Genomic DNA, 23,257 nt, shown 5'->3' with positions numbered 1-23,257 from the left:
ATTTCTTTTTATGATACCATAATTTACCCCTCATTACAATTCCCTTGCTTTGGGATTGAACCTGCGAGCAATGATTTTGCTGATTTGGTCAAATTATGATAAAATGAAGTTAAACCAAGTATTACAGAAAGGAATCTGTCGAAATGATGATCACCACACTTCAGCGAAGAGGCTCTACTATGGAAGGGAACCCTAATTCTTTTGCGCACGGGCTGAACCGATACAAACTTTTCTGGATATTTCTTTCTGCAAGCGTGATCGGCTTTGTCGTAGAAACCCTTTGGTGCTATGTTCGCCTTGGGTATTTTGAAAACCGGCAGGGCCTGCTTTACGGACCGTTTACGCCGGTATACGGGCTCGGCGCAGTGCTGTTTACCGTTGCTCTTTACCGTTTTCGCCACCGCAACAGCATGATCATTTTCTTTTCGAGCATGATTTTGGGCGGCACACTGGAATATATCTGCTCGTTTCTACAAGAAAAGCTTCTCGGCACGGTGTCGTGGGAATACAGCAATTCCGCTTTAAACCTGCACGGACGAACCAACCTGACGTATTCCGTATTCTGGGGTGTTCTGGGGCTCATTTTCATCAAGCATTCCCTGCCCTCACTGACCCGGTGGATCGAGCAGATTCCAAACCGGTTCGGGGTTATCCTGACTCGTGTGCTTCTGGTATTCATGGCAGCGAACATCGCTCTTTCCGGTATGGCAGTGAAGCGCCAAAGCCTGCGGCAGGAAGGAATCCCCGCAGCAGACCCGGTCAGCCAGTGGCTCGACAAGCACTACACAGACGCGTACTTAAAGCAGGTATACCCCAATATGCAGCATGCACAATCTTTACGGAGAAATCAACCAGAATCTTAGCGGGCGAATCCGGGCCACTCAGAAAGTTTACCCTTGCAATTTTGGCATGCAATGCGTATAATAAACTTTAAGCTGATTCAAAGGGGAAAGGCGCTCAGTTATGAAACTGTGCGCTTTTTTCATAGATTATTTTCATTTTTACCTTTTCAATTTAACTTTGATAGTGTATAATTGTATAATATAACCAAGGTTCCCCCTTTCTATCATCAAACCGCTCCCGGGTTTTCAGGGAAACATGGCAGAAGAAATTGAAGATTGGAGTAATACTTATGATCAGAGAGTTCCATAAAGACGAATTAGATGCCGTGATGCAGCTGTGGATGAACGCCATTACGAAAGCACATCCGTTCATTCCGAGAGAGCATTGGCTGAACCAATATAGAATCGTTCGCAACGAACACCTCTCTATGGCCAGCACCTTTGTTTACGGTGAGCATGGCCGTTTGAAGGGCTTTGTCAGCATTCTGGAGGGCAGCTTTATCGCTGCTCTGTTTGTGGACGCAGAAAACTGGAACCAAGGCATCGGTACAAAGCTGCTCCATTGGTGCCAGGAGAAGTATTCTCATTTGGAAGTCAATGTTTACAAAAAGAGTGAGAATACCGTTCACTTCTACACCAAGCATGGCTTTACGGTTGAGCGCGAGCAGGTCAATCGGGAGACTGGCGAACAGGAGCTGTTCATGACTTGGAAAAAGGCTTGATCGTGCGTTAAACCAGATTCCATCAAACTGAAAGAGAGGCCAAATCCCATTTATGGGATTTGGCCTCTCTTTTTAGCTGTGTATACTCATAACAACTCTCTATTTATATTGTTGACGAAAAACAGGATGCGCTCCCTCCGGCCAACGTAGAGGAAGCGCATATGTTACTTTTCTACGTACGACTGGTGATCTAAAAACTTGCGCACACGAAAGGTTGCTCCCGTTTCACGGCACAGCTTTTCGCAGGCGGAAATTTCTTCGCGCGGCATGTTATCCACGACCGTCATGTAAACCTTCGGTACATACATCCCCACGGTTTTCGTAAACTTTAAAATTGCAGGAAGCGCCTCCAAGCCAAACTTGGAATGACAGATCTCCTGATATTTTTCTGGGGTGGAGGCATTCAGGCTGATGGAAACGCTATCCAGAAGGCCATCCAGCTCCGGCGCGGTGGAGCGCCCGTTGATCAGATCGGAAAGGCCGTTTGTATTCAGCCGGATATTCACACAGCTGATTTGCCGCACCTGCTGACACAGCCAGACCAGATCGTCAAAGCGGCAGGTTGGCTCGCCGTAACCGCAGAATACCAATTCTCGGTAGCTGTCTAAATCCTTGCTTTTGAGATGCTCGAGGATTTCTTCACGCGTAGGCTCGCGATCCAGCCAAAGATCGGCTTCCCCCTCTTTTCGTTCATTCAGTGACCTCACGCAAAAACCGCAGGCATTGGGACAGCGGTTTGTCATGTTTACGTATAAGTGATCTTCTTCTACAACATAGGTGATTGTCAAATTATATTACCCCTCAGCGATGATATTAAAAAGCGATTCTGCATTGCGCCGCCCGGCCGCAAGCACTTCGTCAGCGGTAATTTCGCGAATTTCCGCGATGCGCTGCGCGACATAACGGATCATGGAAGAATCGCACCGCTTGCCGCGAAATGGCTCTGGCGCCAGATAGGGCGCGTCGGTCTCCGTTAGAAGGCGGTCGAGCGGAAGCTCGCGGGCTACCTCTACGGCGACCCGGGCATTTTTAAAGGTAACAACGCCGCCAAGACCGATATACATGCCAAGGCGCACCACTTCACGCATCATTTCCACACTGCCGGAAAAGCAGTGAACCACTCCTCTTGGTCGGTGCCGGTGCAGAATCTCCATTGTGTCGCCGTGCGCTTCGCGGTCATGAACCACAATCGGCAGGTTTCGGCGCTTTGCAAGCAGAATCTGATCTTCGAATACCTTTCGCTGTACCTCACGGGGGGCCATATCCTCATAATGGTAATCCAGGCCAATCTCCCCGATTGCCACCACCTTGGGAGCGTTTGCCCACTCCTCAATCTGGCTGAGATAATTCTCGGGAAGACCTACCACATTTTCCGGGTGGATTCCCACTGCCGCGTAAATATAGGAATACCGGGAAGCAAGCTCAAGCGCTCCCCTGCATCCGTCGTAATCGGCCCCCATGCTCACCACATTGCACACGCCCTGCTCTGGCAGGCGCTGCAGCAGTTCCTCTCTGTCCGGGGCAAACGATTCGTCATCGTAATGAGCATGGGAATCAAATATCAATCGTTTCACTATTAAACCGCCCTTTAATGAATCCTGGAACCTGCCGGGATGCCGTCCATCAGCAGAACGCGAACCGTGTCCTCGCCGCAGTCCGCAGAAAGGATCATTCCCTGGCTTTCCACGCCGCACAGCACTACAGGCTTCAGATTTTTGACCAGCACGATGCTATGACCGATCAGATCCTCCGGCTGATACCATTTGGCAATGCCGGACACGACCGTGCGCTCACCAGTTCCATCATCCAGAGTGAATTTGAGCAGCTTCTTCGCGCGCTTGATATGCTCACAGTTCAGCACCTTTGCGACCACCAGCTCAACCTTCATAAAGTCGTCGATGGTGATCTGCGCGATTCCCTCGGGAGCCTGCGCCGGTGTCTCCTCGGTCTTTTTCTCTTCCTGCGCCGGGATCGTGGAGGGAATAAGCTTATTCAGCTCTTCAATCTCCTTTTCCACGTCGATACGCGGGAACAGCGTTTCGCCCTTTGTAATGACGGCATCTGCAGGCAGAAGACCCCATGTGGCCGCGTTCTCATAACCCAGAACCTCCGGCCCGACGCCAAGCTGCTCCTGAATTTTTGGGGCGGTATTCGGCACAAATGGAGTAACCAGGATGGAGATGACGCGCAGGGCCTCACACAGATGATACATCACACAAGCGAGCCTTGCTTTTTTGTTCTCATCCTTATCCAGCACCCAGGGAGTTGTTTCATCGATATATTTATTGGTGCGTGCGATGACCTTCCAGATTTCCGTCAGCGCATTCGAGAACTGATAAGAATCGATCGCCTTATCGCATTTCTCACGCAAAGAGGTAACCGCCTGCTCCAGCTCGTCGTCGATGGGGGCCTTCTCCTGCTCGGCGGGAATCACACCGCCGAAATATTTGCCTACCATGGCGGTGGTGCGGGAAACAAGGTTGCCCAAATCGTTGGCCAGATCGGAATTGATACGGCCGATCAAGGCTTCGTTGGTAAAGTTGCCGTCAGCGCCGAACGGGATTTCGCGCAGCAGGAAGTAGCGTATGGCATCTACGCCGTAGCGGTCGCACAGAACCACAGGATCAACAACGTTGCCCTTGCTCTTGCTCATCTTGCTGCCATCGCCGAACAGCAGCCAGCCGTGACCATACACCTGCTTCGGCAAGGGGAGATCCAGCGCCATCAGAATAGCGGGCCAGATGATGGTATGAAAACGCACAATCTCTTTTCCTACAAAATGAACATCTGCGGGCCAGTACTTGCGATAATCCGATTCGTCGTCGGAACCGTAACCCATGGCAGTAATATAGTTGGTCAGTGCGTCCAGCCACACATACACGACATGCTTGGGGTCAAAATCCACAGGGATACCCCAGGAAAAGCTGGTGCGGGAAACGCACAGATCATTCAAGCCATTCTTAATGAACTGAATCATCTCGTTTTTTCGGCTTTCAGGCTGAATAAAGTCCGGCTGGTCCTCGTACAGCTTGAGGAGCCTGTCCGCATAGTTCGACAGACGGAAGAAATAGGCTTCTTCTTCCTCCCACTTAACCTCGCGACCGCAGTCGGGGCATTTGCCGTCCTTCAGCTGTGTTTCGGTCCAGAAAGCTTCACAGGGAGTACAGTACCAGCCCTCGTATTTTCCCTTGTAAATCTCGCCCTTATCATAAAGCGCGCGGAAAATCTTCTGCACCGCTTTCTCGTGGTAATCGTCTGTGGTACGAATAAAACGGTCATTGCTGATGTCCAGAAGCTTCCAGAGATTCTGGAAGCCCGCCACCACCTTATCCACATATTTCTTGGGGGTAACGCCCTCTTTTTTCGCGTTGTTCTCAATCTTCTGGCCATGCTCGTCCGTGCCGGTCAGGAACATCACATCATAGCCCTGCAAACGCTTATAGCGGGCAATCGCGTCGCTGGCCACGGTGCAGTAGCTATGCCCAATATGCGGCTGCCCGGAGGGGTAATAAATCGGAGTTGTGATATAAAATGTCTTTTTTTCCATAGAATCCATCCCTTTAACAAATTCAGTACGCTTTTCAGAGAACTCTCCGATCAGCCCTGCCGCCCATGCCGCAGGCGGTTTTGAACATCAGTATGCAGTATCTTTTTCCTATTATACCATTTTACGGGTAGATTTCAAGCAAAGCGGGCGATTCACCCCGTACAGGCCAAGAAAAACCACAGGCCGCCCATTTCGGCAGCCTGTGTTAAAAGTTTTTTATTCTTTTCAGTGTGACACCGGACTGGACGCAGACTGACCAGACGCGGCCGCAGAAGCGGCGGAGGCATCTGCCGAAGCTTTTGAGGTATTTGCCGGCAAAATCGGTGGGTTTTTCAGAATCGTAATTTCAACGCGCCGGTTCTTTGCCCGGCCTTCTTCATTGTTATTGTTTGCGACCGGAGAATAATGAGCATAACCCTCAATCGAAACCTTATCCTGCTCCATCCCGTAACCGATCATCTTCGTCAGAACCGTAACGGCACGTTCCGTAGAAAGGCGCCAAGAGGTCTGATCACCGGAGAGCGTATGCGGCCCAACGTCTGCCGTATGCCCGCTGAAAGTAATATGATCCACCCGGTCGTACACCTTCGAGATGGCGTAGGCAACCTCTTTCAGCACAGGCTCACTTTCCGGCAGCATTCGCGAGCTGTCAGGCACGAACATCATTTTATCCTTCAGGTGAATTTTAACGTAAGTATTGGTATTGACCAGACCGATCTGATCCTCGAGATGATTCTTTTCCACATAAGACTGAAGAATGGAATACACCTCATCCAGGGCATCCATCGTATTCGTCAGATTGCTGGCATTTGTGGTTGTGCTTCCGCTTCCTGTACCGGCACTACCGGTACCACCGCCTGCCGTTGCATTGACACTGCTAACAGCGCCCATCTGCTGACCGGCCTGCTCCGCCATCTTCGCGAATTTTTTCGCGTCAATGGTACTCATGGAATACAGAATCATAAACAAAGCCAAAAGCAGCGTGATCATATCCGAATAGGTTAGAAGCCATCTTTCATTATTTTCCGGGGCTTCTGCTTCGCCCTTCTTTTTTCTTCTTGCCATAGTAATTTAATCTCCAAGCAATTAGTTATTGATTCCCGCTTTATACTTCTTCTGGCCGTTTTTGAATACATGATAATAAAGAGACAGCTGGTTCTCTACGTCGCGTGCCGATTTACCGCTTGCAATCAAACACATGCCTTCAATCATCATTTCGCGGTACACCTTCTGACGTTTCAGGTCTGTTTTCATTCGGTTGGCCATAGGAAAATACAAGAGGTTAGCGAACAGAATACCATACAGGGTAGCCAGAAAGGCTACTGCAATCGAAGCCATCAGCGCCGCCGCGTCTGTCATGTTGGAAAGCACCTGTACCAGACCCATAACGGTACCGATAATACCTAGCGTAGGTGAAAAGCCGCCTGCTGCCTGAAAAACCTCAATTTCCATATTCTTTTTTACTAGATACGTCTCCAGATCCGCCAACATGGTAGATTCGATTTCTTCAGCCGGCTTCATGTCCAGGGTCAGGATCATGCCTTCTTTCAGCGGCAGAAAGCTGTCGTCGCTGATGTCGGAATCATCCAGCATGGTCTGCAGCTTCAAAAGACCTTCCTTTCGGCAGGCGTCCGCCATCTCCCCCATTTTCTGAATCAGCTTTTCAGGGTTCGGCGAATGCTTGGTAAACACGGTATTGAGAAAGAACTTGAACGCAGCTCCGATTTCCCCTAATCCAAAGGAAAGAATAATCGCCCCCCACGTACCCCCAACCACGATAATAAAGGGAGATGGCATGGCCAAAGAACTCAACACGCCGTGCTCTAACAAATAGCCCCCGATAATAGAGCCAAATGCGACAACTACTCCAATGATTGTTGAAATATCCACTCTGTATCCTCCTTGAGTTTGACGATTGCTGAAGAATCAGAAACTCTTATTTATGTATATCGGCAGAAATCTGCAATATCTTGATAAAAAAGTTTAAATTTATAAAATTTTCTTTTTTTCTGCATATTTTTTAAAAATCTAACCAGAAAAGTAAAAAAAGATTTGTTTTAGGGGTTGATTTCCGATAAAAAATAAGATATAATAACCAAGCATTGAAAAAGCACTTAAAGTAAATGGACGATTAGCTCAGCTGGCTAGAGCATTCGCTTGACGTGCGAAGGGTCACAGGTTCAAGTCCTGTATCGTCCACCACAAGAAACACATCCTGTTTTACAGGATGTGTTTCTTTGCGTCCATACGCTTTCTCTCTGGCTTAAATATGTATTTACAGCTGTAATGAGATCCGAATCAAAGCAACCTATGCATACTTTTTCTATACACTGACAGTGGAGAAACAGCTTGTTTTAAACTGCTGTCGAGCAAAAATTGTATCCCCCAAAAAAGAAATACGGTTACCACAAAGGAGATGTTCAGCCACACTTTACCTATCAATACAGGAATCATCCGATAAAAAACATCCTGTAAAATGCTCAAAAAAACGTCCGGTCTTCTAAAGACCGGACATTTTTTTAATGAATTTTATTGCAGATAAATGTAACACAGCTCAGGACACGGTAACCGTCGCAACCAAAACCGGAGCACGGTTGCCTACCTGCGCATAAATAGGTGTGGTTCCGCTGCTGGCAGCGGTAATGGGATAATACCAGCCGCCTGTAGTAGACTGAACTGTTCCGCCAGTTAAAACAGACGGGTTACCAACGAGGAACTTAATGCTGCCGGTAAGCACCGTGGGCATCACACGCAGAGAACGGGTCTGACCCTTCTGAAGGGTAAAGGCAGAACCCAGATCTGTAAAATACACAACCTTCGGCAAGGCATTTCCCGTTACCGTGAAGGATGTGGAGGTGCCTGTTACCGCAGAGGTAGTAGTAATGGTTGCATGGCCCTCACCTTTATGGATTACATGGAAAATGTATCCGTCAGACGACTGCTGAGAGAAGCGCACCTCCGCAACGTTCGGATCAGAGGAAACCGCTGTGGGCGCTACGGCATCTGCCGTAGTGATGCGGTAGAAGTAATCCGAACTCAGATCGGTAAACGTGTACGTACTCGGCGCACTGCTGGCGAAGAAGCTCGGGTCTGTGGGTTTAGTTGGCTGCTGAGAGGCCGTTCCGGCGTAATCATAGTAGCTGTAATTCATGTCGCAAAGGCCATTGACACCGGGAACACTCTGCGCAGCATACTGCCACATGGTGTACGGACGGCTGAAATTCGGCTGGCTGACGCCCCAGTGGGCGATCCAGGTATCATACTGCGTCACGAGCGGGCTGGTCAGACGCGCGTTGTAGAAGTTCACATAGCTGTAAACCGCCGTCTTATAGCCGGCCTGCTTAATCCTGCTGCAAAACGCGTTCACAATTTGACCCATCTGATCCGCGGAAAGAGAATTATGTGCTTTATCCTCCACATCGAATACAACGGGATACTGAAGCGTACGGCCATTGAGGATACTCAGGCACATTTCCGCTTCCTGCGCCGCCATGGTTGCGTTCGTCGCGTAGCTGTAATGATAAGCGCCTACTGCGATGCCGTTTGCAGTTGCGCCCTTGTAATTTGCTTCAAACTGAGTATCCTTCTGCTGGGCCCAGTTTTCGTTACCGTAACCGGTGCGAATCATGGCAAACTGAATGCCGGCAGCTTTCACCTTCTGCCAGTCAATAGCCCCACGATGCTGGGAAACGTCAATTCCGGGAATACCGACATTTACTAAGCAACTGACGGAGCAGCTTACAGTAGCTCCTGAGGCCGAGGTTGCCGTAACGGTCGCCTGGCCGATGGTAAGCGCAGTCACCGTTCCCGTGCTGTCTACCTGAACAACAGTGGGATTACTGGAAGCCCAGGTCACCTGCGTCGCTTCTGAAGTTCCGCTGTACACCCTAAGTTGTATGGTATCTCCCTTTTTCATCTGGGCAAAGGTGGAGCTGATCATAAAATCGGTTGTGTATGTATCTGCATACGCCGGCAAAAACAGCGTCGTCAACATCGCCAAAACCAGAAAAAATGACCCCAATCTTCTTCTCAATCCGATTCCTCCCACAAAATAATTTTTGCCGGCAATTTCCATCCTATAACGACACAGAAAACACAGCAATTTAGTTTATTATATTTCTCTTACCAGATTATGTCAAGTAATAACCCGGTGTTTTCATCAAAATACAATAATTACCAATAAAGAAGGGATGCGATAACGCATCCCTTCTTTTACCTTAACGAACGACTTATACGTCAATTCAACAAGGATTATCCAGTTTTTTCCGTAACGCTCACATTCGCCTTATATTCCCCATATGCCCAAACACTGGTCTGACTTTTTGCCACCAGTGTTACGGGAAATTCGGAATGCCCGGTAAAGCTGTCTTTTCCTGTCATATCAATCTGTGCATAAGCGTCAGCAGACGTAATCGCGTCAATTTGCTTGGCCGGGCCGATCAGCGTCATTTCCAGATTCTTTGTAAACACCTGCGCCGATTTGCTTGCCGCAAGATTTTTGACCTGGAAATTTGTTACATTAATCTTTTTACTTTTAAAGCCGCTAAAATTCAGCGTCACAGAGGCCGTATAAACATTGCTCAGATTCTTGCATCCCGGCGGGAGCGTAATATCTACCTGAAGATTCTGATTGTTGATGGAAAGCTTTGAAAAATCAATTGCCTCCAGGCTCAGCTCATTTACATTGGCCAGAACATCCTCCGGGCCGGCCACCTCAACGGTTTCAGGATTCACCTTCTGCTCCGCGGAGGAAAGGGCAAGTCCCACAGGCTTGCCGGTGAAGGTCGGACTCAGCTTCATAACCTTTCTGGCCAGCACCGTAATATTCACATCCACAGATTTGATACTCATGGTCAGCTTATCGGTAGAAATCTTTTCATTATATGCGTTATACAGTACCAAATCGGTAGTAAAGTTTTTACTTTGCGTCAGGGTTTCCTTCACATTGTATTCTGCCGAAACCTTTTTGATCTTCGCAATCTCGGTTTCCGGGCCGGAGATCATGACCGTATCCGCAGAAAAGGACGGAGCGCTGACAAAATAGTTCGGGTCGGCTTTATAGGTGATGTTGTCCTGAATTGGGAAAGTGACTTCCTTGTAGACATCCACATTGGCAATAATGGAGCTTGGTTCAATAGACACAATCTCGTAATCAGCCAGTGAGCCCACCTTCTGCGCCGTTAAGGGCAGCGTATAATTATTCGGCTGGGTAATCGACGACGCCAGCTGCGCCACCACCTGAATATTTTCGGGCTTGATGCGGTTAACAACGATGCTGTTGCCTCGAATGGACACCTTTGCCGTTTTTACGCTTTGCTCAAACACCTTGAGGCCCTGCTCCTGGCTTGCCTCAGAAAGCTTGATGGTAACCGGCACATCATAAATAATGCGCGGCCTCTCCTGCGTATTAACTGTTGCCATGATAAACCATAAAACAATCGCCGCTAACACGGAGAACGCCATGACAAAGCGGTCGTTATAAAACAGCACAGAAAGATCCAGTTTTTTATTCTTCATCTTTTTTTGCCCTCCTGATGGAAGGAATCTTGCGGGACCGCTTTTCACTGGATTCCTGCTCCGGGATAATCAGACTTTCCAATTCACTTCTCAGAGTTTCTCTCGTATAGTTGCGGGTTAAAACACCATTTACAGCAATAGAAACCTGGGCGGTTTCTTCCGACACCACCACGACAACCGCATCAGAGTTTTCGCTGATACCGATTGCGGCACGGTGGCGCGTTCCCAAATCCAGACTGACTTTATCACTTTTGGTCAGCGGGAGAATACAGCCCGCCGCATACACCATGCCGTCGCGAATAATCATCGCGCCATCGTGCAGAGGAGCCTTATTAAAAAACACGTTGCCGATCAGCTGAGCCGAAGGGTCTGCGTTGATCACGGTGCCGGTGTCTGCGATGTCACCCAGCTTTGTCTGGCGCTCAAACACAATCAGAGCGCCCATTTTCTGCTTTTGCAACACCACCACGGCTTCTACCGCCGCGTTGATTCCACGGGTGAGCTTCTGGCGCAGGTCGGCGTCTTCCTTAACGCCGGTAAACAGCCAGCCCTTCGCATTGCTGCCAAGCCCGCTTCGGCCAATCTGCTCCAAAGCGCGACGCATTTCGGGCTGAAACACTACCAGCAACGCAAACACACTGAACTGGAAAAAATAGTTCAGCAGAGCGCCGACCATGTGCAGGTTCAAGTAATAGGACACACCCCAGACAAGCAGCAGAATCAATAAGCCCTTGACCAGCTGCTCGGCCCGTGTTTCCCGAACCAGCTTGATCCCGTTATATATGATGAAGGATATGACCATGACATCCAGGCCATCTGTCAGCTGAAATGATTTAATTAAGCCGACAATATTACCCCAACCGTTCACGAGAAGCTCCATGTTTTTCCTCTCCGTAGCAGACCCGCAGCAAACCTGACCGCAACTCTTGCCTCTTTTTATTTATTTTACCATATAAACAGCGATATGCAACATTTTATTCAAGAATCCGCGTTGATTTTACGGATTATCATGAAAAATCGCTCTATTTCATTTCTATTATTGAAAGCAGACGGTGATACCCGAACCGCGCCCTGCTCCAAAGTTCCCATAAACTGATGCGCGGCCGGCGCACAGTGCAAGCCGGGGCGCACGGCGATTCCGGCGGCATCCAGCCGCCCGGCTACCTGCTCGCTTGACATTCCCTCTATATTAAAGGAAAGGACGGGAGCAAAATACATTTCCTCCGGCCGCTGTGTGTAAAGCCGCACACCTCGAATCTGAGTTAGCCCGTCGTAAAGCTGCTGTACCAGGCGCATTTCATGAGAAAAAATGGTTTGTTCCGTCTTTGTGCGTACAAATTCCATCCCGGCACGCAGGCCGGCGATTCCGGGCAGATTCGGCGTTCCGCTTTCCGCCTGCTCTGGCATCTGATCCGGCTGCAGGAACGAAAAAGAAGAGGTACCGGTTCCGCCTTCCAAAATTGTTTTGGGAAGTGAAGCGCTTTTGGCAATCAGCATTCCCGTCCCCATCGGGCCGTAAAGCCCTTTATGCCCAGCCATACAAAGGTAGTCGATGCCGTTGTCTTCCAAATTAATCGGCAGCACTCCCGCGCTTTGCGCACAGTCTACTGCGGTCGGGATCTGATATTCGCGGCCGAGCGCGGCGATACGCTCCACCGGCAAACGAATTCCCCACACATTGGAGGCATGCATACATACGATCAGCGCCGTATTGGGGCGCAGGGCCTGGCGAAAGTGATCCACCGTCGCGTTATTGTTGCCGGGAACCACCTGCGCCTGCGTAAACGTAATATCCTGATCTGCCAGAGCCTGGAGCGGACGCATGACTGCGTTATGCTCCAGGTTCGACGTCACCACATGATCACCGGGCTTTAATACTCCCTTGATAACCATATTCAGTGCCATGGTGCAGTTCAGAGTAAATGCGACACACTCCGGCCCGGGGGCAGAAAACAGCTCTGCCGCCGTCTGCCGGCAATTATAAACCTCCTGCGCGGCAAGGAGGGACAGCTTATGCCCGCTGCGCCCCGGGTTCGCGCCCTTCGTCCGCTGGGCCTCCGCCATGACGGAGATCACTCTGGGCGGCTTCGGGTACGTGGTGGCCGCATTGTCAAAATAAATCATACAGCACCCGCTCTCTCGGATCTTCCCAACACACGGATGCCAGCGTGTTTCAAAATATCTTCTGCTTGATCGGTACGATCCGGTACGTAAATTCCATATCCGCACCCGAGCCGATCCTTCGTGCGCGGTGTTCTCTCCACATACGATTTAATTCCGTAACGGAACAGAACGTCCCGGCTTTTCATCGCATAAGTGATGGAACCAAGCAAAATTACAGGCTTGCCCACAAACATCACCTCTCTGTTTTTATTAACAGAATATGCGGTGGGAAGACGGGTTGATCACCTGTTTTTCTACTTTAGCAGACAAACTGCGTGAACGGCAATTCCTTGTCCCGCTCCGGTAAAGCCAAGATGCTCTTCTGTTGTGGCCTTTACACTTACGGCATCTGTTTCAATACCGCAGGCACAGGCAAGGCATTCTCTCATTTGAGCAATATAGGGGCGAAGTTTCGGGGCCTGTGCCACCACTGTGGCATCAATATTCTCAATCTGATACCCACGCTCCCCCACCAGCTCACAAACACGGTGCAATAGCTTGAGGCTGTCCGCACCGGCCCACTCGGGGTCAGTATCGGGGAACCAGGCGCCCAAATCACCCAAAGCGGCGGCCCCCAGCAAGGCATCCGCCACTGCGTGGGACAGCACATCGGCATCGGAATGACCCAAAAGGCCGAGTTCATACGGAATGTGGATCCCACCAATAATCAGAGGACGATCCGGTACCAGACGATGCACATCATACCCGTGCCCAATTCTCATTTGAAATCACCCTCTCTGCTGCGAAGCACCGCCTCAGCAAACAATATGTCCTCGGGAGTGGTCAGCTTGATGTTGTCTGGCGAGCCCTCGCACAAATGAACTTGGCCGCCTGCCCGCTCGATCAACTGGCAATCGTCAGTGTATTCGCCCTGCACGGCTTTCATGGCCGATTCGTACAGCTCCCTTCGGAACACTTGTGGCGTTTGCACGCTCCAAAGCTGCTCGCGTGGCGGGGTTTCCACTACAAAGCCATCGGGGTCTGCCCTTTTAATGGTATCGTGTACCGGAATCGCCAGCGCGGCCGAACCGTGCCTCTGACCATCCAACACCACACGGTCGATCAACTCCGGCTGAATCAGAGGCCGGGCGCCATCGTGAATGACGAAGTACCCGCAATCTTTCGGCACGGCGGCCACACCGCACGCCACGGATTCCTGGCGGGTATTGGCCCCCGCCACCACCCGATACCGCTTGTTCAGCGAGTATTCCGTTTTCAGCCGTTCCATCGCCTCTCTGTCGCATGCACGGCAGACAATCACCACATCGTCCACGGTTTGAGCCTGTTCAAAAGCAAAAAGCGTTCGGACAATCGCCGGAACGCCTGAAAGCGGAATCCATATTTTCGAATCAGCACATTTCATTCGGCTGGAATGACCAGCCGCAACCACAATGGCGCAGCAGTGGTTGCTTTCTCTCAATCGCTTCACCGTCTTTCATCACAAAACAAAGGGACCGCGCGGCTCCCTTTTGTTTTATTATAGTATGGATTCTGCGGCATGGCAATTACAAAGCTGTTACTTCGATTAGAATTTAGAGTAAATTCATATTTTACACCAAGTTTGTTTACAAAGATTTTGATTGCAATTTTAGTCGAAATAGGGTAAGATGAAATCGTCAAAACAGACAAAAAAAGGAGTGAAGTTCTGTGAATGAATTAACACCAAAGCGAGTAGCCGACTCCCGTGTGGAACAGATTCAGGTCGTACTAAACAGCCATATTAACGGAGCAGGACGACTGTTCGGCGGACAACTGATGGAATGGATCGACATCGTGGCCGGAGTCGTCGCCCGCAGACACTCCAATCGCATCCCCACAACTGCCTCCATAGATAATCTGCAGTTTAAAGAGCCCGTATATGTAAACAATACGATTGTTCTGTTCGGCAAGGTCACTTATGTGGGCAGAACCTCAATGGAAGTACAGGTTGACACTTTTGTGGAACACCTGGACGGCGAGCGCAAGCTGGTAAACACCGCCTATCTTGTAATGGTGGCGCTCGATGAAAACGACCACCCCACTCCGGTGCCTTCGCTGATTCTGGAATCGGACGAGGAAGAAGCTGACTGGAATGCCGGCGAACGCCGTGACAATCTGCGTCGTCAGCGCCGTATTGAGAAATATTGATTGGTGCATACTCGTAAATTTTGTGGCATAACGGTTCAGATTTTCACCGTTAAATTACTTCCCCCGCCAAAGGCGAGGGAAGTAATTTTTATGTTTAGGAGTACAATCTTTGCTTTTGATTTTTTATAAAATCAGGTATACTGTTCTGGGTGAAAAAAATGAACGCAAAAGAACTGCTACGCCTGATTCCGAAAAAACATTCCGACCTGCAAATAGAAGCCAGCCTGATCCGGGTATTTCTGGAGCAGTACGGCCTTTCTTCCGCCGCTCCTACCATGCTGAATGAACTTCAGGAAAAAGCTGTGCCGGAGGTTTGCCGGCTTCTGCATAAAGAAGTTTCTCTGACGCTCCCCTTGATGAAATCTGTTCTGGAAGAGATGGTAGACTTACAGGAACGAGGGAAAAACGGCGTTGTTTTTACACCGCACTATATCGCAGATTACATACTGAAGCATGCCACTCCATTCCCTTTTCCCGAACACTGCCGGGTGATTGACCCGGCGTGCGGCAGCGGCTCTTTTCTACTGCCGGCGGCGGAAGTTCTGCACCGTATCAGCGGCAAGCCGATGCGAGAAATCATTTCGGAACACCTGTACGGAATCGACATCAGTGAAGATCAGACCCGGCGCAGCAGGGTTCTCTTGACCCTGCTGGCCCTGCTAACCGACGGTACCGCAGATGGGCTGTCCTTTCACATCGCGACCGCAGACTCCCTTTCCTGCGACTGGACGGATTTGTTCGGCTGCGCGGATTTTGATGCGATTGTAGGCAACCCACCTTACCTAAACACACATACCATTCCCCAAAAGGATGCCGAACGGCTGAAAAAGAGTTTTCTCACCACACGCAAGGGAACCTTTAACCTGTTTTACGCTTTTATTGAGCAGAGCCTTCGCTTTCTTTCAAAACGAGGTACGCTCGGTTTTATTGTTCCAAATAACTATCTCTCCATTTCTTCCGCTGAAGAACTGAGGCGTCTGCTAGGGGAAAATCGTGCCGTATCCAGAGTGATCGATTTCGGCGAAAACCTGGTATTCGAGCCGATTCACACTTACAGCTCTCTGCTGTTTTTAAACCGGCGTGAAAACCACACCGTCGCTTATGCCGCGCTGGAAAAAAGCGAGAATCTTCCGGAAGCATTGAGCCGGGCCATCCTCCGCCAGACAGATTGGGATGGCCTGAACCCCGCCGGGTGGAAGTTTTTATCTGAAACAGAGCGGCAGAATATCGAACGGATCGAACAGGCCGGTCAACCCATCCGCAATCAAATCAAAATCGGTATTGCTACGCTGCGCGACAGCATTTATTTTTTGGACGGCTTCGATGCGAATACCGGTCTTTTCTATCAGGAGCGAGGCGGAGTGCGCTATTGGATCGAGCCGGGCGCGGTGCGGGCCATTGATAAAATATCCGAACTCTCGAACGAAGCGGCTATGCCAGGCGAGCGGAAGCATATTCTTTTCCCGTATACCGGCACTCCAGACGACGGAACACCATACCGGATACTGGAAGAAGAACAGCTGGCGGCTCATTTTCCATTGTGCTACCAATATCTGCTCGACTGCCGCCCTGTGCTGGCCGCGCGGGATAAGGGAAAGCCGAACCCGGTCGCCTGGTATGCATATGGCAGAAGCCAGGGACTCAATTGCCGCGGCCCGAAGCTGCTGTTCCCCATGTTCAGCCGAAAACCGAAATTTTTGCCGGAACCGGACGGAGAAATTCTGTTCTGCAACGGCTATGCCATTACACAGGGAGGCCGGTACCCTTTGGAGGTGCTGGCGAAAATTCTCAACTCCGATGTGATGGAATACTATATCTCCCGTGTCAGCTACTGCCTGAAGGGTGACTACAAATGCTACCAGAAAAAATATCTGCGCAACTTTTCGATTCCGGAGTTCAGCGAAGCAGAAATTCGATTTCTGTTGTCGGAGTCTTCCCCCGAAGAGATTGATTCCTATTTATTTGAAAAATATCGGCTTCTCACGGAATAAATTTATTACTGCAAAAACCGGCTGCCCGCACCTTACGGGCAGCCGGTTTTTGCGATGAATCTCCAGTGAACAGAAGCCGCTTCCTACTGAAAAAAAAACAATTTCTTCCCCCGCCGAAAGCGGAGGAAGAAATCAAGGTCCTATTCCAAAGCTTTTTTGATTCAAATTATTTCGCGGCAATCCAGCCTTTGATCAGATCCGGATGCTCCTTAGCCCATGCTCTCGCAACATCCAAAGGCTCGCCACCCTTTTCTTCAATCGCTCCCATCAGATCACCCAGCTCCTGCTCACTCATTTTAAAATTACTGAGGAACTTCGCTACCTCCGGCATATCCTTGGACAAATCCTTGCGCGCAACAATATGGATGTTTTCCGCAGTTCCATAAATACCCTTGGGGTCCTCCAGAACCTTTAAATCCCAGCGGGCAAACATCCAGTGAGGCTTCCACGCCGTTACCACGATCGGCTTTTTTGCGTCGATCGCCTTTTTCAGCGCCGCAGTCATGGTGGGGCCGCTGCCGGGCAGAAGCGTATAATTTAGGCCATAATCTTTGATCGCCTGATCCGTAGCTTTCATAAGACCCGCGCCGGAATCGATGCCAATGATCTCGCCGCCAAACTGATCTTTATTGGCGTTCAGCTCTTCAATGCTATTGATCGAAACGTAGCTGGGAACCGCAAGGCCAATCAGTGCATTTTCATAGCTGACACCCAAATCCTCCAGCTTATCGCCGTATTTGTTCATGTAATCCTCATGAGTTTTCGGGAGCCAAACATCCATAAAAGCGTCTGTATTCCCACTTGCTACTGAGGTAAAAACCGGAGCAACATCCGCCATAGTCAGCTCTACCTGATAGCCCATTTCATCCTCCAGCACTGCTGCGGCAAGATTGGTCATCGCGATTCCCTCAGACCAGTTGACATACCCTAACTTTACCGTCTTTTTTTCCGATGTGCCCGAGCTGCTGCCCGACGAGCCGCAGCCCGCCATCGCACCCAGAAGCATTACGACGCTCATTCCGATTGCTACTGCTTTTTTCATTGTCATCCTCCTTTGTTCCTTTTCTAAATAATATTGCCACTCTAAAAGAGTCTGCTAATTTTTTCCCTGCCTGAGGCCGGGGAAAAATTGCTGTACCTGTACCCTATTTATTTTGAAAGGCGTGTCAGCTTTTCTTCTTTGTTTTGCCGAGGCTCTGGGTGATCCGGTCGATTACCATAGCCAGAATCACAACCGCAAGACCGCCCTCAAAGCCCTGGCCCATCTTCATCTGTGTAATGCCCTGAAGTACCACATTACCCAATCCGCCGGCACCGATCATCGCCGAAATAACGACCATGGAAAGCGAAAGCAGAATCGTCTGGTTTAAACCAGCCAGAATGGTCGGCATCGCCATGGGAATCTGCACCTTCCACAGCAGCTGGCCAGAGGTGGCGCCAAACGCCTTCGAGGCTTCTACTACATCCGTTGGCACCTGACGAATGCCAAGACTGGTTAGGCGAACCACCGGGGGCATTGCAAAAATAACGGTTGCCACCGCGCCGGGCACCTCCCCCAAATCAAAGAAATACACAGCGGGGATTAAGTACACAAACGCAGGCATGGTCTGCATAAAATCCAGAATTGGGCGAATTGCATTGTTTGCTTTATCACTGCGGGACATCCAAATGCCAAGCGGAAGCCCAAGCACCAGCGCAATCAAAGTTGCGGTAACAACCAGCGCCAGCGTTTCCATCGTCTGCTTCCACAGATTCATCGAAACAATCAGCAATAGGCCCACCACCGTAAAAACTCCTGTTCCGCGCCCGGCCAGCCGCCAGGCAATCACTGCAAAAATCGCGATCATAACAAAAAATGGAATCCCGTTGAAGATAAAATCAAAGCCGTTGATCACACCGGAAAGCCCGTCTTTGATTCCGGTAAAAAACGGAGCCAGATTGACCGTAAGCCAATCAATTATTTTCTCTACGGTATCTCCGATCGGTAATCTAATCATTCCCATTTACCTCCCCTACGATTCCAGCCAGGGCCGAAACCTTAAAAATCAGACCCAGCAGCCGATTTTCGTCGTCAACTACCGCTACCGGATACCTTGTCTTCAAAAACAAGGGCAGAATATCTTCCACAAGAACGTCCGGTCCAACGGTGCAGAACTCTTTTTCTAAAATACCGGAAAGGTCTTCTTTCCCTTCCCGGATTAAGCGGGTAACGTCGTCAATTGTGACGAGGCCGAGCAGCCGTCCCAATCGATCGGTAACATAAACGCTTGAGATTTCCGCCTCGCGCATTTGGTGCAGCGCCACACGGGCGCCGCCGGTCACCGTCGTCACCGTATCTGCCTCGCTCATAATTGACGACGCGGTCAGAACCTTAGAGCGGTTGACCCCCTGCACAAACTCGCGCACGTAAGCATCTGCCGGATGGCTTAGGATTTCTTCCGGAATACCGATCTGTACGATCACGCCGTCTTTCATGATGGCAATTCGGTCGCCCAGCTTCAGAGCCTCATCCAGATCATGCGTGATAAAGATGATCGTTTTTTTCAGCCGACGCTGCAGACTTAGCAGCTCGTTCTGCATTCCCTTGCGAATCAGAGGGTCCAGCGCACTGAACGCTTCGTCCATCAGCAGAATATCCGGCGAGGTAGCCAGCGCACGGGCCAGTCCCACTCTCTGCTGCATTCCGCCAGAAAGCTGAGACGGATAGGAGTTTTCATAGCCCTTCAGCCCGACGACCTCTAACATTTCCACAGCCTTTTGACGGCGAACCGCTTCGTCCTCTTTCTGAATTTCAAGGCCAAATGCCACGTTTTCCGCCACAGTACGGTGCGGCAAAAGCGCAAAATTCTGAAAAACCATCGCGATCTTTTTTCTGCGAACCTCTCGCAGATGCTCTGCATCAAATTCCACTATATTCTGACCATCGATCATTACCTGACCGGAGGTGGGTTCGATCAGTCGGTTCAGGCACCGGATCAATGTTGATTTTCCGCTGCCGGAAAGGCCCATAACCACAAAAATTTCTCCCTCTTCCACTGCAAAAGAAGCATTGTTCACACCAACACTGTGCTTTAACTTCTTTAAAACCGATTCCTTGGTTTCTCCCTCCTGCAGGAGTGGGATCATTTTCTTCGGGGTGGCGCCGAATATTTTGTACAAATTTTTAATTTCAACCTTTGTCATTTCTGCTCATCCCCCAATTCGTATTTCATCAAGCTTTTATTCTGCTGATCTAAAACAGCTGCATAGTAACAACCTTAATCAAAGTGATAAGTTGTTAGTATAATTATATTCAACCATGAAATTCTTGTCAAATTAAAATTCTGTCATTTTATTTCTCTTTTATTTAATTTATCCAATTTAGGCTGAAAAAATAAGGGGAAAAAGAGGCAAAGATTCACTTTTTTATAGACTGTTTACAAACATCATATTCTAATTTTATTATTTATGCAGAAATTCAAACCCTTCTAATATCATTCTTATTTTTCTTTTTTGCATCATCTATCCAGAGATTATTCATTTCTAAGAAAGCCTGCAAAAAAGAGTCCGAATGCAATCTGAACTGAACCAGTAAAACGGACATTGCAAGAAAAAAACCTCCTATCGTAGAATAAAAATACGATAGGAGGTCTTACTTTCTATGCCAAGAAATTATGTTCACGTAAAATTAATAGAAAAAGAAATCCACGAAAAGGCAGCTTACTGCTATTCTACCGGTTCGATTCACAAGCAAAAGCTTTGCTTGCAGAAATTTTCAGAAAAGCCTATAGAAAAAGCAGTTCTCACTAAGCCAGCTTGCATAATCAAGCCGTTCAAAAATCATCAATTTAATCCGGCCTCTTTATAAAAGCGCTCCGCGCCAGGATGAAGCGGAACCGGAAGATCTTTGGTAACAAAATCAGTGTTTTTCATGCTTTCCATGGAATAATGGAGCTCATCCAAATCTTCCACAGACTGACGCAAGCTTTTGGTAATCTCATAGACCAGTTCTTCATCCATATCCTCATTGACGCACAGTACGCATTTAACGCCAAATGTGGGTACATCTTCCTTCTGCCCGGAATAGGTACCGGCCGGGATCACTGCTCGTCGATACTGATCATTGTCATTCAGAATCTCAGTCAGTTCCTCATCCGTGTAGCGCAGCAGACGGCAGGGAACGCTGTTGGCTAGATCCTGCATCGCTTTAACGGGAACTCCGGCCATCCCATGCACGGCATCGAGCTTTCCTTCCCCCAGCGCTTGGCTGCCGGAGCCAAGGCCGTAGTTTTCCAGCTTTGTGTTGCCCGAATTGATCCCGACAACCTGCAGAGCAATTCTCGCGGAAAGATCAGTGGTAGAGTTCTCCGGTCCTATAGCCACCCGTTTTCCCAGCAGATCATGCACATAAACTGCGTTGAGCGAATCCTTTGCAATCCAGTTGGAGTAGCTGAAATACACCGCACCAATCGCGCGCAGATTCTTCATCGGCTTTCCTGAAAACTCTTCTTCACCCCAGTAAGCGCAATACGCCACATCTGCGCTGACCAGGCCAAGATCAATCTGCCCGCCCCGCAGACCCTCCACATTGGAAAAAGAACCGTTTGACGCGCCAATGTTAATCTTCATTTGGGGTATGTTCTCGTTAACAACCTGCGCAATGGCTCGGCCCACTGGGTACATGGTACCGCCGCTGTCTGCGGTGCCGATCGTTAATACCTGAATGGGCTGTTCCTTCTGTGTGCCGGTAGCCGACGAGCCGCTGTCTATTGCCTGACACCCCGAAGCCATGAAACCAAGAAGACACAATACTGCAGCCAATTTTTTATAATAGCTGCCTGCAATCATCGAAATCGCCCTCCCCTGTTATAAAATAGCCTGAAACAAACGCCGCAAGTTTGTTTCCATTTATTATACATGAATTTTTCTGTATTTCCAAGTAAATTTCTGACGGGAAAAAAAGGGCATTCTGCTGAATCCCCGTTGCTCGTGTATTAATCAAATAAAAATGTAGAAGGCAGGTTCCCAAAGAACCTGCCTTCTACAAACCAAATACTATTGTTTGATTGCGGACTCAGTAAAGAATCGAATCAAATGGTAATGAACCCGTAGTTAAATGAGGAGGAAGCGGTTACTCACAGAGTTGCAACCCAAGGTGCAATCATGCTGCAGAAAAGCGGATTGACAATATCCAGCACAATCAGCGCAAAGGGAGTAAACACAACCCAAGCAACGTTCGCGGGGCCGTATTCCGAAATAACAGAACGCATATTCGCCATGGCGTTCGGGCCGGAACCCAGACCGATCCCAACATGGGCAGCCGCCATAACAGAAGCCTCGTAATCTTTGCCGCACAGCATGAAGGTGACAAGCCATACCCACAAGAACATCAACACGATCTGGCAGGCCAGAATGATGAGGAACGGGCCGGCAACATCGGCCAGCTTGGTTACATCAATGGTCATCATCGTCATCGCGATAAACAGGTCGAGGGTAACGGAATTGATAACATCAACCTCAGCCTCGTTGACTTCGTAGCTGGTGTTATCCAGAATATTGCGGATAATAACACCGCCGAGCATGCAACCTACAAAGTAAGGGAACTCGATGCCGGGGACATTGCCCGCAGCAATAGCGATGTAAGAACCGATACCAGCAGAGATAATTACCAGGCAGGTGCTGCCCATCAGGCTCTTAGCGCTCAGCGGAACGACTTCATTATCGCTCTGCTTACTGGCATCAACTGCGCTCTTGTTCGCACTGAGCTTATAGCGCTTAATCAGGAAACGGGAAGCGGGGCCGCCAATCAGGCTGGCAAAAATCATGCCGAAGGTAGCGCCCATAACGCTGATAACAGTCGCGTTGGCAGCGCCGAGCTGCTCATACAGAGGAGCGATCGCACCGGAGGTACCTACGCCGCCCATCAGGGACAGCGAACCGAGACCGAGGCCGAGCAGCGGGTGCAGTCCCAAGGGCTTTGTCAGAAGAACGCCCAGAACATTCTGAGCAAGGATAGAACCAATTGTTGTAATTGTGATACCGATCAGAAGCTTACCGCCCGCGTTTTTAATAAGCCTAGCAGAAGCAGTCAGACCGATGGCTGTAAAGAAGATGTCCATGAAGAATTCTTTGAGAACCTTCACATCGAAATTGACAGTCAGTACGCCGCCATTCTTCAGTAAGGACAGCACGATGCTGACGATCAGTCCACAAACGATAACACCCGGAATACAATAGGTGCGTAAAAACTTGACTCGTTTGACGAGTCCGCGACCAAGCAGTACAACCAAGGCCGCAATTGCACAGCTTTGCATTACGTCGAAAGAAATTGCCACAATATCCTCTCCCTTATGTAGATACTCTTAAACT

At 49.4% G+C, this 23,257-nt stretch carries 22 protein-coding genes and 1 tRNA gene; 6 read left to right on the top strand and 17 right to left on the bottom strand.

Translation table 11 applies throughout. From position 1 onward, the window contains the following. Nucleotides 1-179: 179 nt before the first annotated feature. Both QOS46_RS02575 and QOS46_RS02570 read left to right on the top strand, forming a co-directional pair. Entirely contained in the window at nt 180-863 is a 684-nt protein-coding gene (locus QOS46_RS02575; protein ID WP_283607064.1) for a putative ABC transporter permease, read from the top strand. Nucleotides 864-1,132: 269 nt separating this feature from the next. After that, complete coding sequence (locus QOS46_RS02570) at nt 1,133-1,564, top strand: N-acetyltransferase (RefSeq protein ID WP_283607063.1); 432 nt, start codon at nt 1,133-1,135, stop codon at nt 1,562-1,564. 164 nt (nt 1,565-1,728) lie between these two features. Here QOS46_RS02570 and QOS46_RS02565 read toward each other — a convergent pair whose 3' ends face one another. From QOS46_RS02565 to QOS46_RS02545, 5 genes are all read right to left on the bottom strand, one after another. Next, nucleotides 1,729-2,352 (bottom strand): TatD family nuclease-associated radical SAM protein, encoded by a 624-nt coding sequence (locus QOS46_RS02565; RefSeq protein WP_283607061.1) that lies wholly within the window; start codon nt 2,350-2,352, stop codon nt 1,729-1,731. A gap of 6 nt (nt 2,353-2,358) precedes the next feature. After that, nucleotides 2,359-3,138, bottom strand: coding sequence for a TatD family hydrolase (locus QOS46_RS02560; protein ID WP_283607058.1), 780 nt, complete (start codon nt 3,136-3,138; stop codon nt 2,359-2,361). A 14-nt stretch (nt 3,139-3,152) separates the two neighbouring features. Further along, nucleotides 3,153-5,111 (bottom strand): methionine--tRNA ligase, encoded by a 1,959-nt coding sequence (metG, locus tag QOS46_RS02555; RefSeq protein ID WP_283607057.1) that lies wholly within the window; start codon nt 5,109-5,111, stop codon nt 3,153-3,155. A gap of 225 nt (nt 5,112-5,336) precedes the next feature. Next, nucleotides 5,337-6,176, bottom strand: a complete 840-nt coding sequence (locus tag QOS46_RS02550; RefSeq protein WP_283607055.1) for an OmpA/MotB family protein — start codon at nt 6,174-6,176, stop codon at nt 5,337-5,339. Between the two features lie 21 nt (nt 6,177-6,197). Continuing rightward, nucleotides 6,198-7,001 (bottom strand): motility protein A, encoded by an 804-nt coding sequence (locus QOS46_RS02545; protein WP_283607053.1) that lies wholly within the window; start codon nt 6,999-7,001, stop codon nt 6,198-6,200. A gap of 235 nt (nt 7,002-7,236) precedes the next feature. Between QOS46_RS02545 and QOS46_RS02540 the strand changes: the two genes are divergently transcribed. Further along, a tRNA-Val gene (locus QOS46_RS02540) sits at nt 7,237-7,313 on the top strand. A gap of 352 nt (nt 7,314-7,665) precedes the next feature. Here QOS46_RS02540 and QOS46_RS02535 read toward each other — a convergent pair. From QOS46_RS02535 to ispD, 7 genes are all read right to left on the bottom strand, one after another. Further along, nucleotides 7,666-9,144, bottom strand: coding sequence for a GH25 family lysozyme (locus tag QOS46_RS02535; protein ID WP_283607051.1), 1,479 nt, complete (start codon nt 9,142-9,144; stop codon nt 7,666-7,668). Between the two features lie 218 nt (nt 9,145-9,362). After that, nucleotides 9,363-10,628: a CdaR family protein gene (locus tag QOS46_RS02530; protein WP_283607049.1), complete on the bottom strand. Its 1,266-nt coding sequence runs from the start codon at nt 10,626-10,628 to the stop codon at nt 9,363-9,365. Further along, entirely contained in the window at nt 10,618-11,508 is an 891-nt protein-coding gene (cdaA, locus tag QOS46_RS02525; RefSeq protein ID WP_283607048.1) for a diadenylate cyclase CdaA, read from the bottom strand. The genes QOS46_RS02530 and cdaA overlap by 11 nt, the downstream gene beginning before the upstream one ends. Before the next feature lie 98 nt (nt 11,509-11,606). After that, complete coding sequence (locus QOS46_RS02520; protein ID WP_283607047.1) at nt 11,607-12,752, bottom strand: aminotransferase class V-fold PLP-dependent enzyme; 1,146 nt, start codon at nt 12,750-12,752, stop codon at nt 11,607-11,609. Continuing rightward, complete coding sequence (locus tag QOS46_RS02515; RefSeq protein ID WP_283607046.1) at nt 12,749-12,985, bottom strand: DUF3343 domain-containing protein; 237 nt, start codon at nt 12,983-12,985, stop codon at nt 12,749-12,751. The genes QOS46_RS02520 and QOS46_RS02515 overlap by 4 nt, the downstream gene beginning before the upstream one ends. A 60-nt stretch (nt 12,986-13,045) precedes the next feature. Next, complete coding sequence (ispF, locus tag QOS46_RS02510; RefSeq protein WP_283607044.1) at nt 13,046-13,513, bottom strand: 2-C-methyl-D-erythritol 2,4-cyclodiphosphate synthase; 468 nt, start codon at nt 13,511-13,513, stop codon at nt 13,046-13,048. Then, nucleotides 13,510-14,220, bottom strand: coding sequence for a 2-C-methyl-D-erythritol 4-phosphate cytidylyltransferase (gene ispD / locus QOS46_RS02505; protein WP_283607042.1), 711 nt, complete (start codon nt 14,218-14,220; stop codon nt 13,510-13,512). Before ispD ends, ispF begins: the two co-directional genes overlap by 4 nt. Nucleotides 14,221-14,438: 218 nt before the next feature. Here ispD and QOS46_RS02500 point away from each other — a divergent pair, with 218 nt between their 5' ends. After that, nucleotides 14,439-14,918, top strand: a complete 480-nt coding sequence (locus QOS46_RS02500; RefSeq protein ID WP_283607039.1) for an acyl-CoA thioesterase — start codon at nt 14,439-14,441, stop codon at nt 14,916-14,918. Between the two features lie 158 nt (nt 14,919-15,076). Then, entirely contained in the window at nt 15,077-16,909 is a 1,833-nt protein-coding gene (locus QOS46_RS02495; protein ID WP_283607037.1) for an HsdM family class I SAM-dependent methyltransferase, read from the top strand. A 166-nt stretch (nt 16,910-17,075) separates the two neighbouring features. On the opposite strand, the gene QOS46_RS02490 is transcribed toward QOS46_RS02495, so the two are convergent. The 3 genes from QOS46_RS02490 to QOS46_RS02480 form a co-directional block, all read right to left on the bottom strand. Next, nucleotides 17,076-17,951, bottom strand: coding sequence for a glycine betaine ABC transporter substrate-binding protein (locus QOS46_RS02490; RefSeq protein WP_283607035.1), 876 nt, complete (start codon nt 17,949-17,951; stop codon nt 17,076-17,078). Between the two features lie 124 nt (nt 17,952-18,075). Next, the gene (locus QOS46_RS02485) at nt 18,076-18,906 is read right to left on the bottom strand and encodes an ABC transporter permease (RefSeq protein ID WP_283607034.1); all 831 of its coding nucleotides are present in this window, start codon (nt 18,904-18,906) and stop codon (nt 18,076-18,078) included. After that, nucleotides 18,899-20,092: a quaternary amine ABC transporter ATP-binding protein gene (locus tag QOS46_RS02480; protein ID WP_283607032.1), complete on the bottom strand. Its 1,194-nt coding sequence runs from the start codon at nt 20,090-20,092 to the stop codon at nt 18,899-18,901. The genes QOS46_RS02485 and QOS46_RS02480 overlap by 8 nt, the downstream gene beginning before the upstream one ends. Nucleotides 20,093-20,549: 457 nt before the next feature. Between QOS46_RS02480 and QOS46_RS02475 the strand changes: the two genes are divergently transcribed. Next, nucleotides 20,550-20,756: a hypothetical protein gene (locus tag QOS46_RS02475; protein ID WP_283607030.1), complete on the top strand. Its 207-nt coding sequence runs from the start codon at nt 20,550-20,552 to the stop codon at nt 20,754-20,756. On the opposite strand, the gene QOS46_RS02470 is transcribed toward QOS46_RS02475, so the two are convergent. Continuing rightward, entirely contained in the window at nt 20,732-21,736 is a 1,005-nt protein-coding gene (locus QOS46_RS02470; RefSeq protein WP_283607028.1) for a TAXI family TRAP transporter solute-binding subunit, read from the bottom strand. The two genes, QOS46_RS02475 and QOS46_RS02470, sit on opposite strands and share 25 nt — an antisense overlap. A 287-nt stretch (nt 21,737-22,023) precedes the next feature. Further along, the gene (locus tag QOS46_RS02465; protein WP_283607027.1) at nt 22,024-23,223 is read right to left on the bottom strand and encodes a sodium/glutamate symporter; all 1,200 of its coding nucleotides are present in this window, start codon (nt 23,221-23,223) and stop codon (nt 22,024-22,026) included. Between the last annotated feature and the right edge of the window lie 34 nt (nt 23,224-23,257).

It is taken from the genome of Faecalispora anaeroviscerum, assembly GCF_947568225.1.
GTDB classification, from domain to species: domain Bacteria; phylum Bacillota; class Clostridia; order Oscillospirales; family Acutalibacteraceae; genus Faecalispora; species Faecalispora anaeroviscerum.
The sequence above is the reverse complement of the archived record's forward strand: the minus strand, read 5'-3'. Positions and strand labels throughout refer to the sequence as shown.

Coding starts and splice junctions, on each gene's coding strand:
- QOS46_RS02575 (WP_283607064.1), top strand. CDS start 180: ATGGAAGGGAACCCTAATTCTTTTGCGCACGGGCTGAACCGATACAAA.
- QOS46_RS02570 (WP_283607063.1), top strand. CDS start 1,133: ATGATCAGAGAGTTCCATAAAGACGAATTAGATGCCGTGATGCAGCTG.
- metG (WP_283607057.1), bottom strand. CDS start 5,111: ATGGAAAAAAAGACATTTTATATCACAACTCCGATTTATTACCCCTCC.
- QOS46_RS02550 (WP_283607055.1), bottom strand. CDS start 6,176: ATGGCAAGAAGAAAAAAGAAGGGCGAAGCAGAAGCCCCGGAAAATAAT.
- QOS46_RS02530 (WP_283607049.1), bottom strand. CDS start 10,628: ATGAAGAATAAAAAACTGGATCTTTCTGTGCTGTTTTATAACGACCGC.
- cdaA (WP_283607048.1), bottom strand. CDS start 11,508: ATGGAGCTTCTCGTGAACGGTTGGGGTAATATTGTCGGCTTAATTAAA.
- QOS46_RS02520 (WP_283607047.1), bottom strand. CDS start 12,752: ATGATTTATTTTGACAATGCGGCCACCACGTACCCGAAGCCGCCCAGA.
- QOS46_RS02515 (WP_283607046.1), bottom strand. CDS start 12,985: ATGTTTGTGGGCAAGCCTGTAATTTTGCTTGGTTCCATCACTTATGCG.
- ispF (WP_283607044.1), bottom strand. CDS start 13,513: ATGAGAATTGGGCACGGGTATGATGTGCATCGTCTGGTACCGGATCGT.
- QOS46_RS02495 (WP_283607037.1), top strand. CDS start 15,077: ATGAACGCAAAAGAACTGCTACGCCTGATTCCGAAAAAACATTCCGAC.
- QOS46_RS02490 (WP_283607035.1), bottom strand. CDS start 17,951: ATGAAAAAAGCAGTAGCAATCGGAATGAGCGTCGTAATGCTTCTGGGT.
- QOS46_RS02485 (WP_283607034.1), bottom strand. CDS start 18,906: ATGATTAGATTACCGATCGGAGATACCGTAGAGAAAATAATTGATTGG.
- QOS46_RS02480 (WP_283607032.1), bottom strand. CDS start 20,092: ATGACAAAGGTTGAAATTAAAAATTTGTACAAAATATTCGGCGCCACC.
- QOS46_RS02475 (WP_283607030.1), top strand. CDS start 20,550: ATGCCAAGAAATTATGTTCACGTAAAATTAATAGAAAAAGAAATCCAC.
- QOS46_RS02470 (WP_283607028.1), bottom strand. CDS start 21,736: ATGATTGCAGGCAGCTATTATAAAAAATTGGCTGCAGTATTGTGTCTT.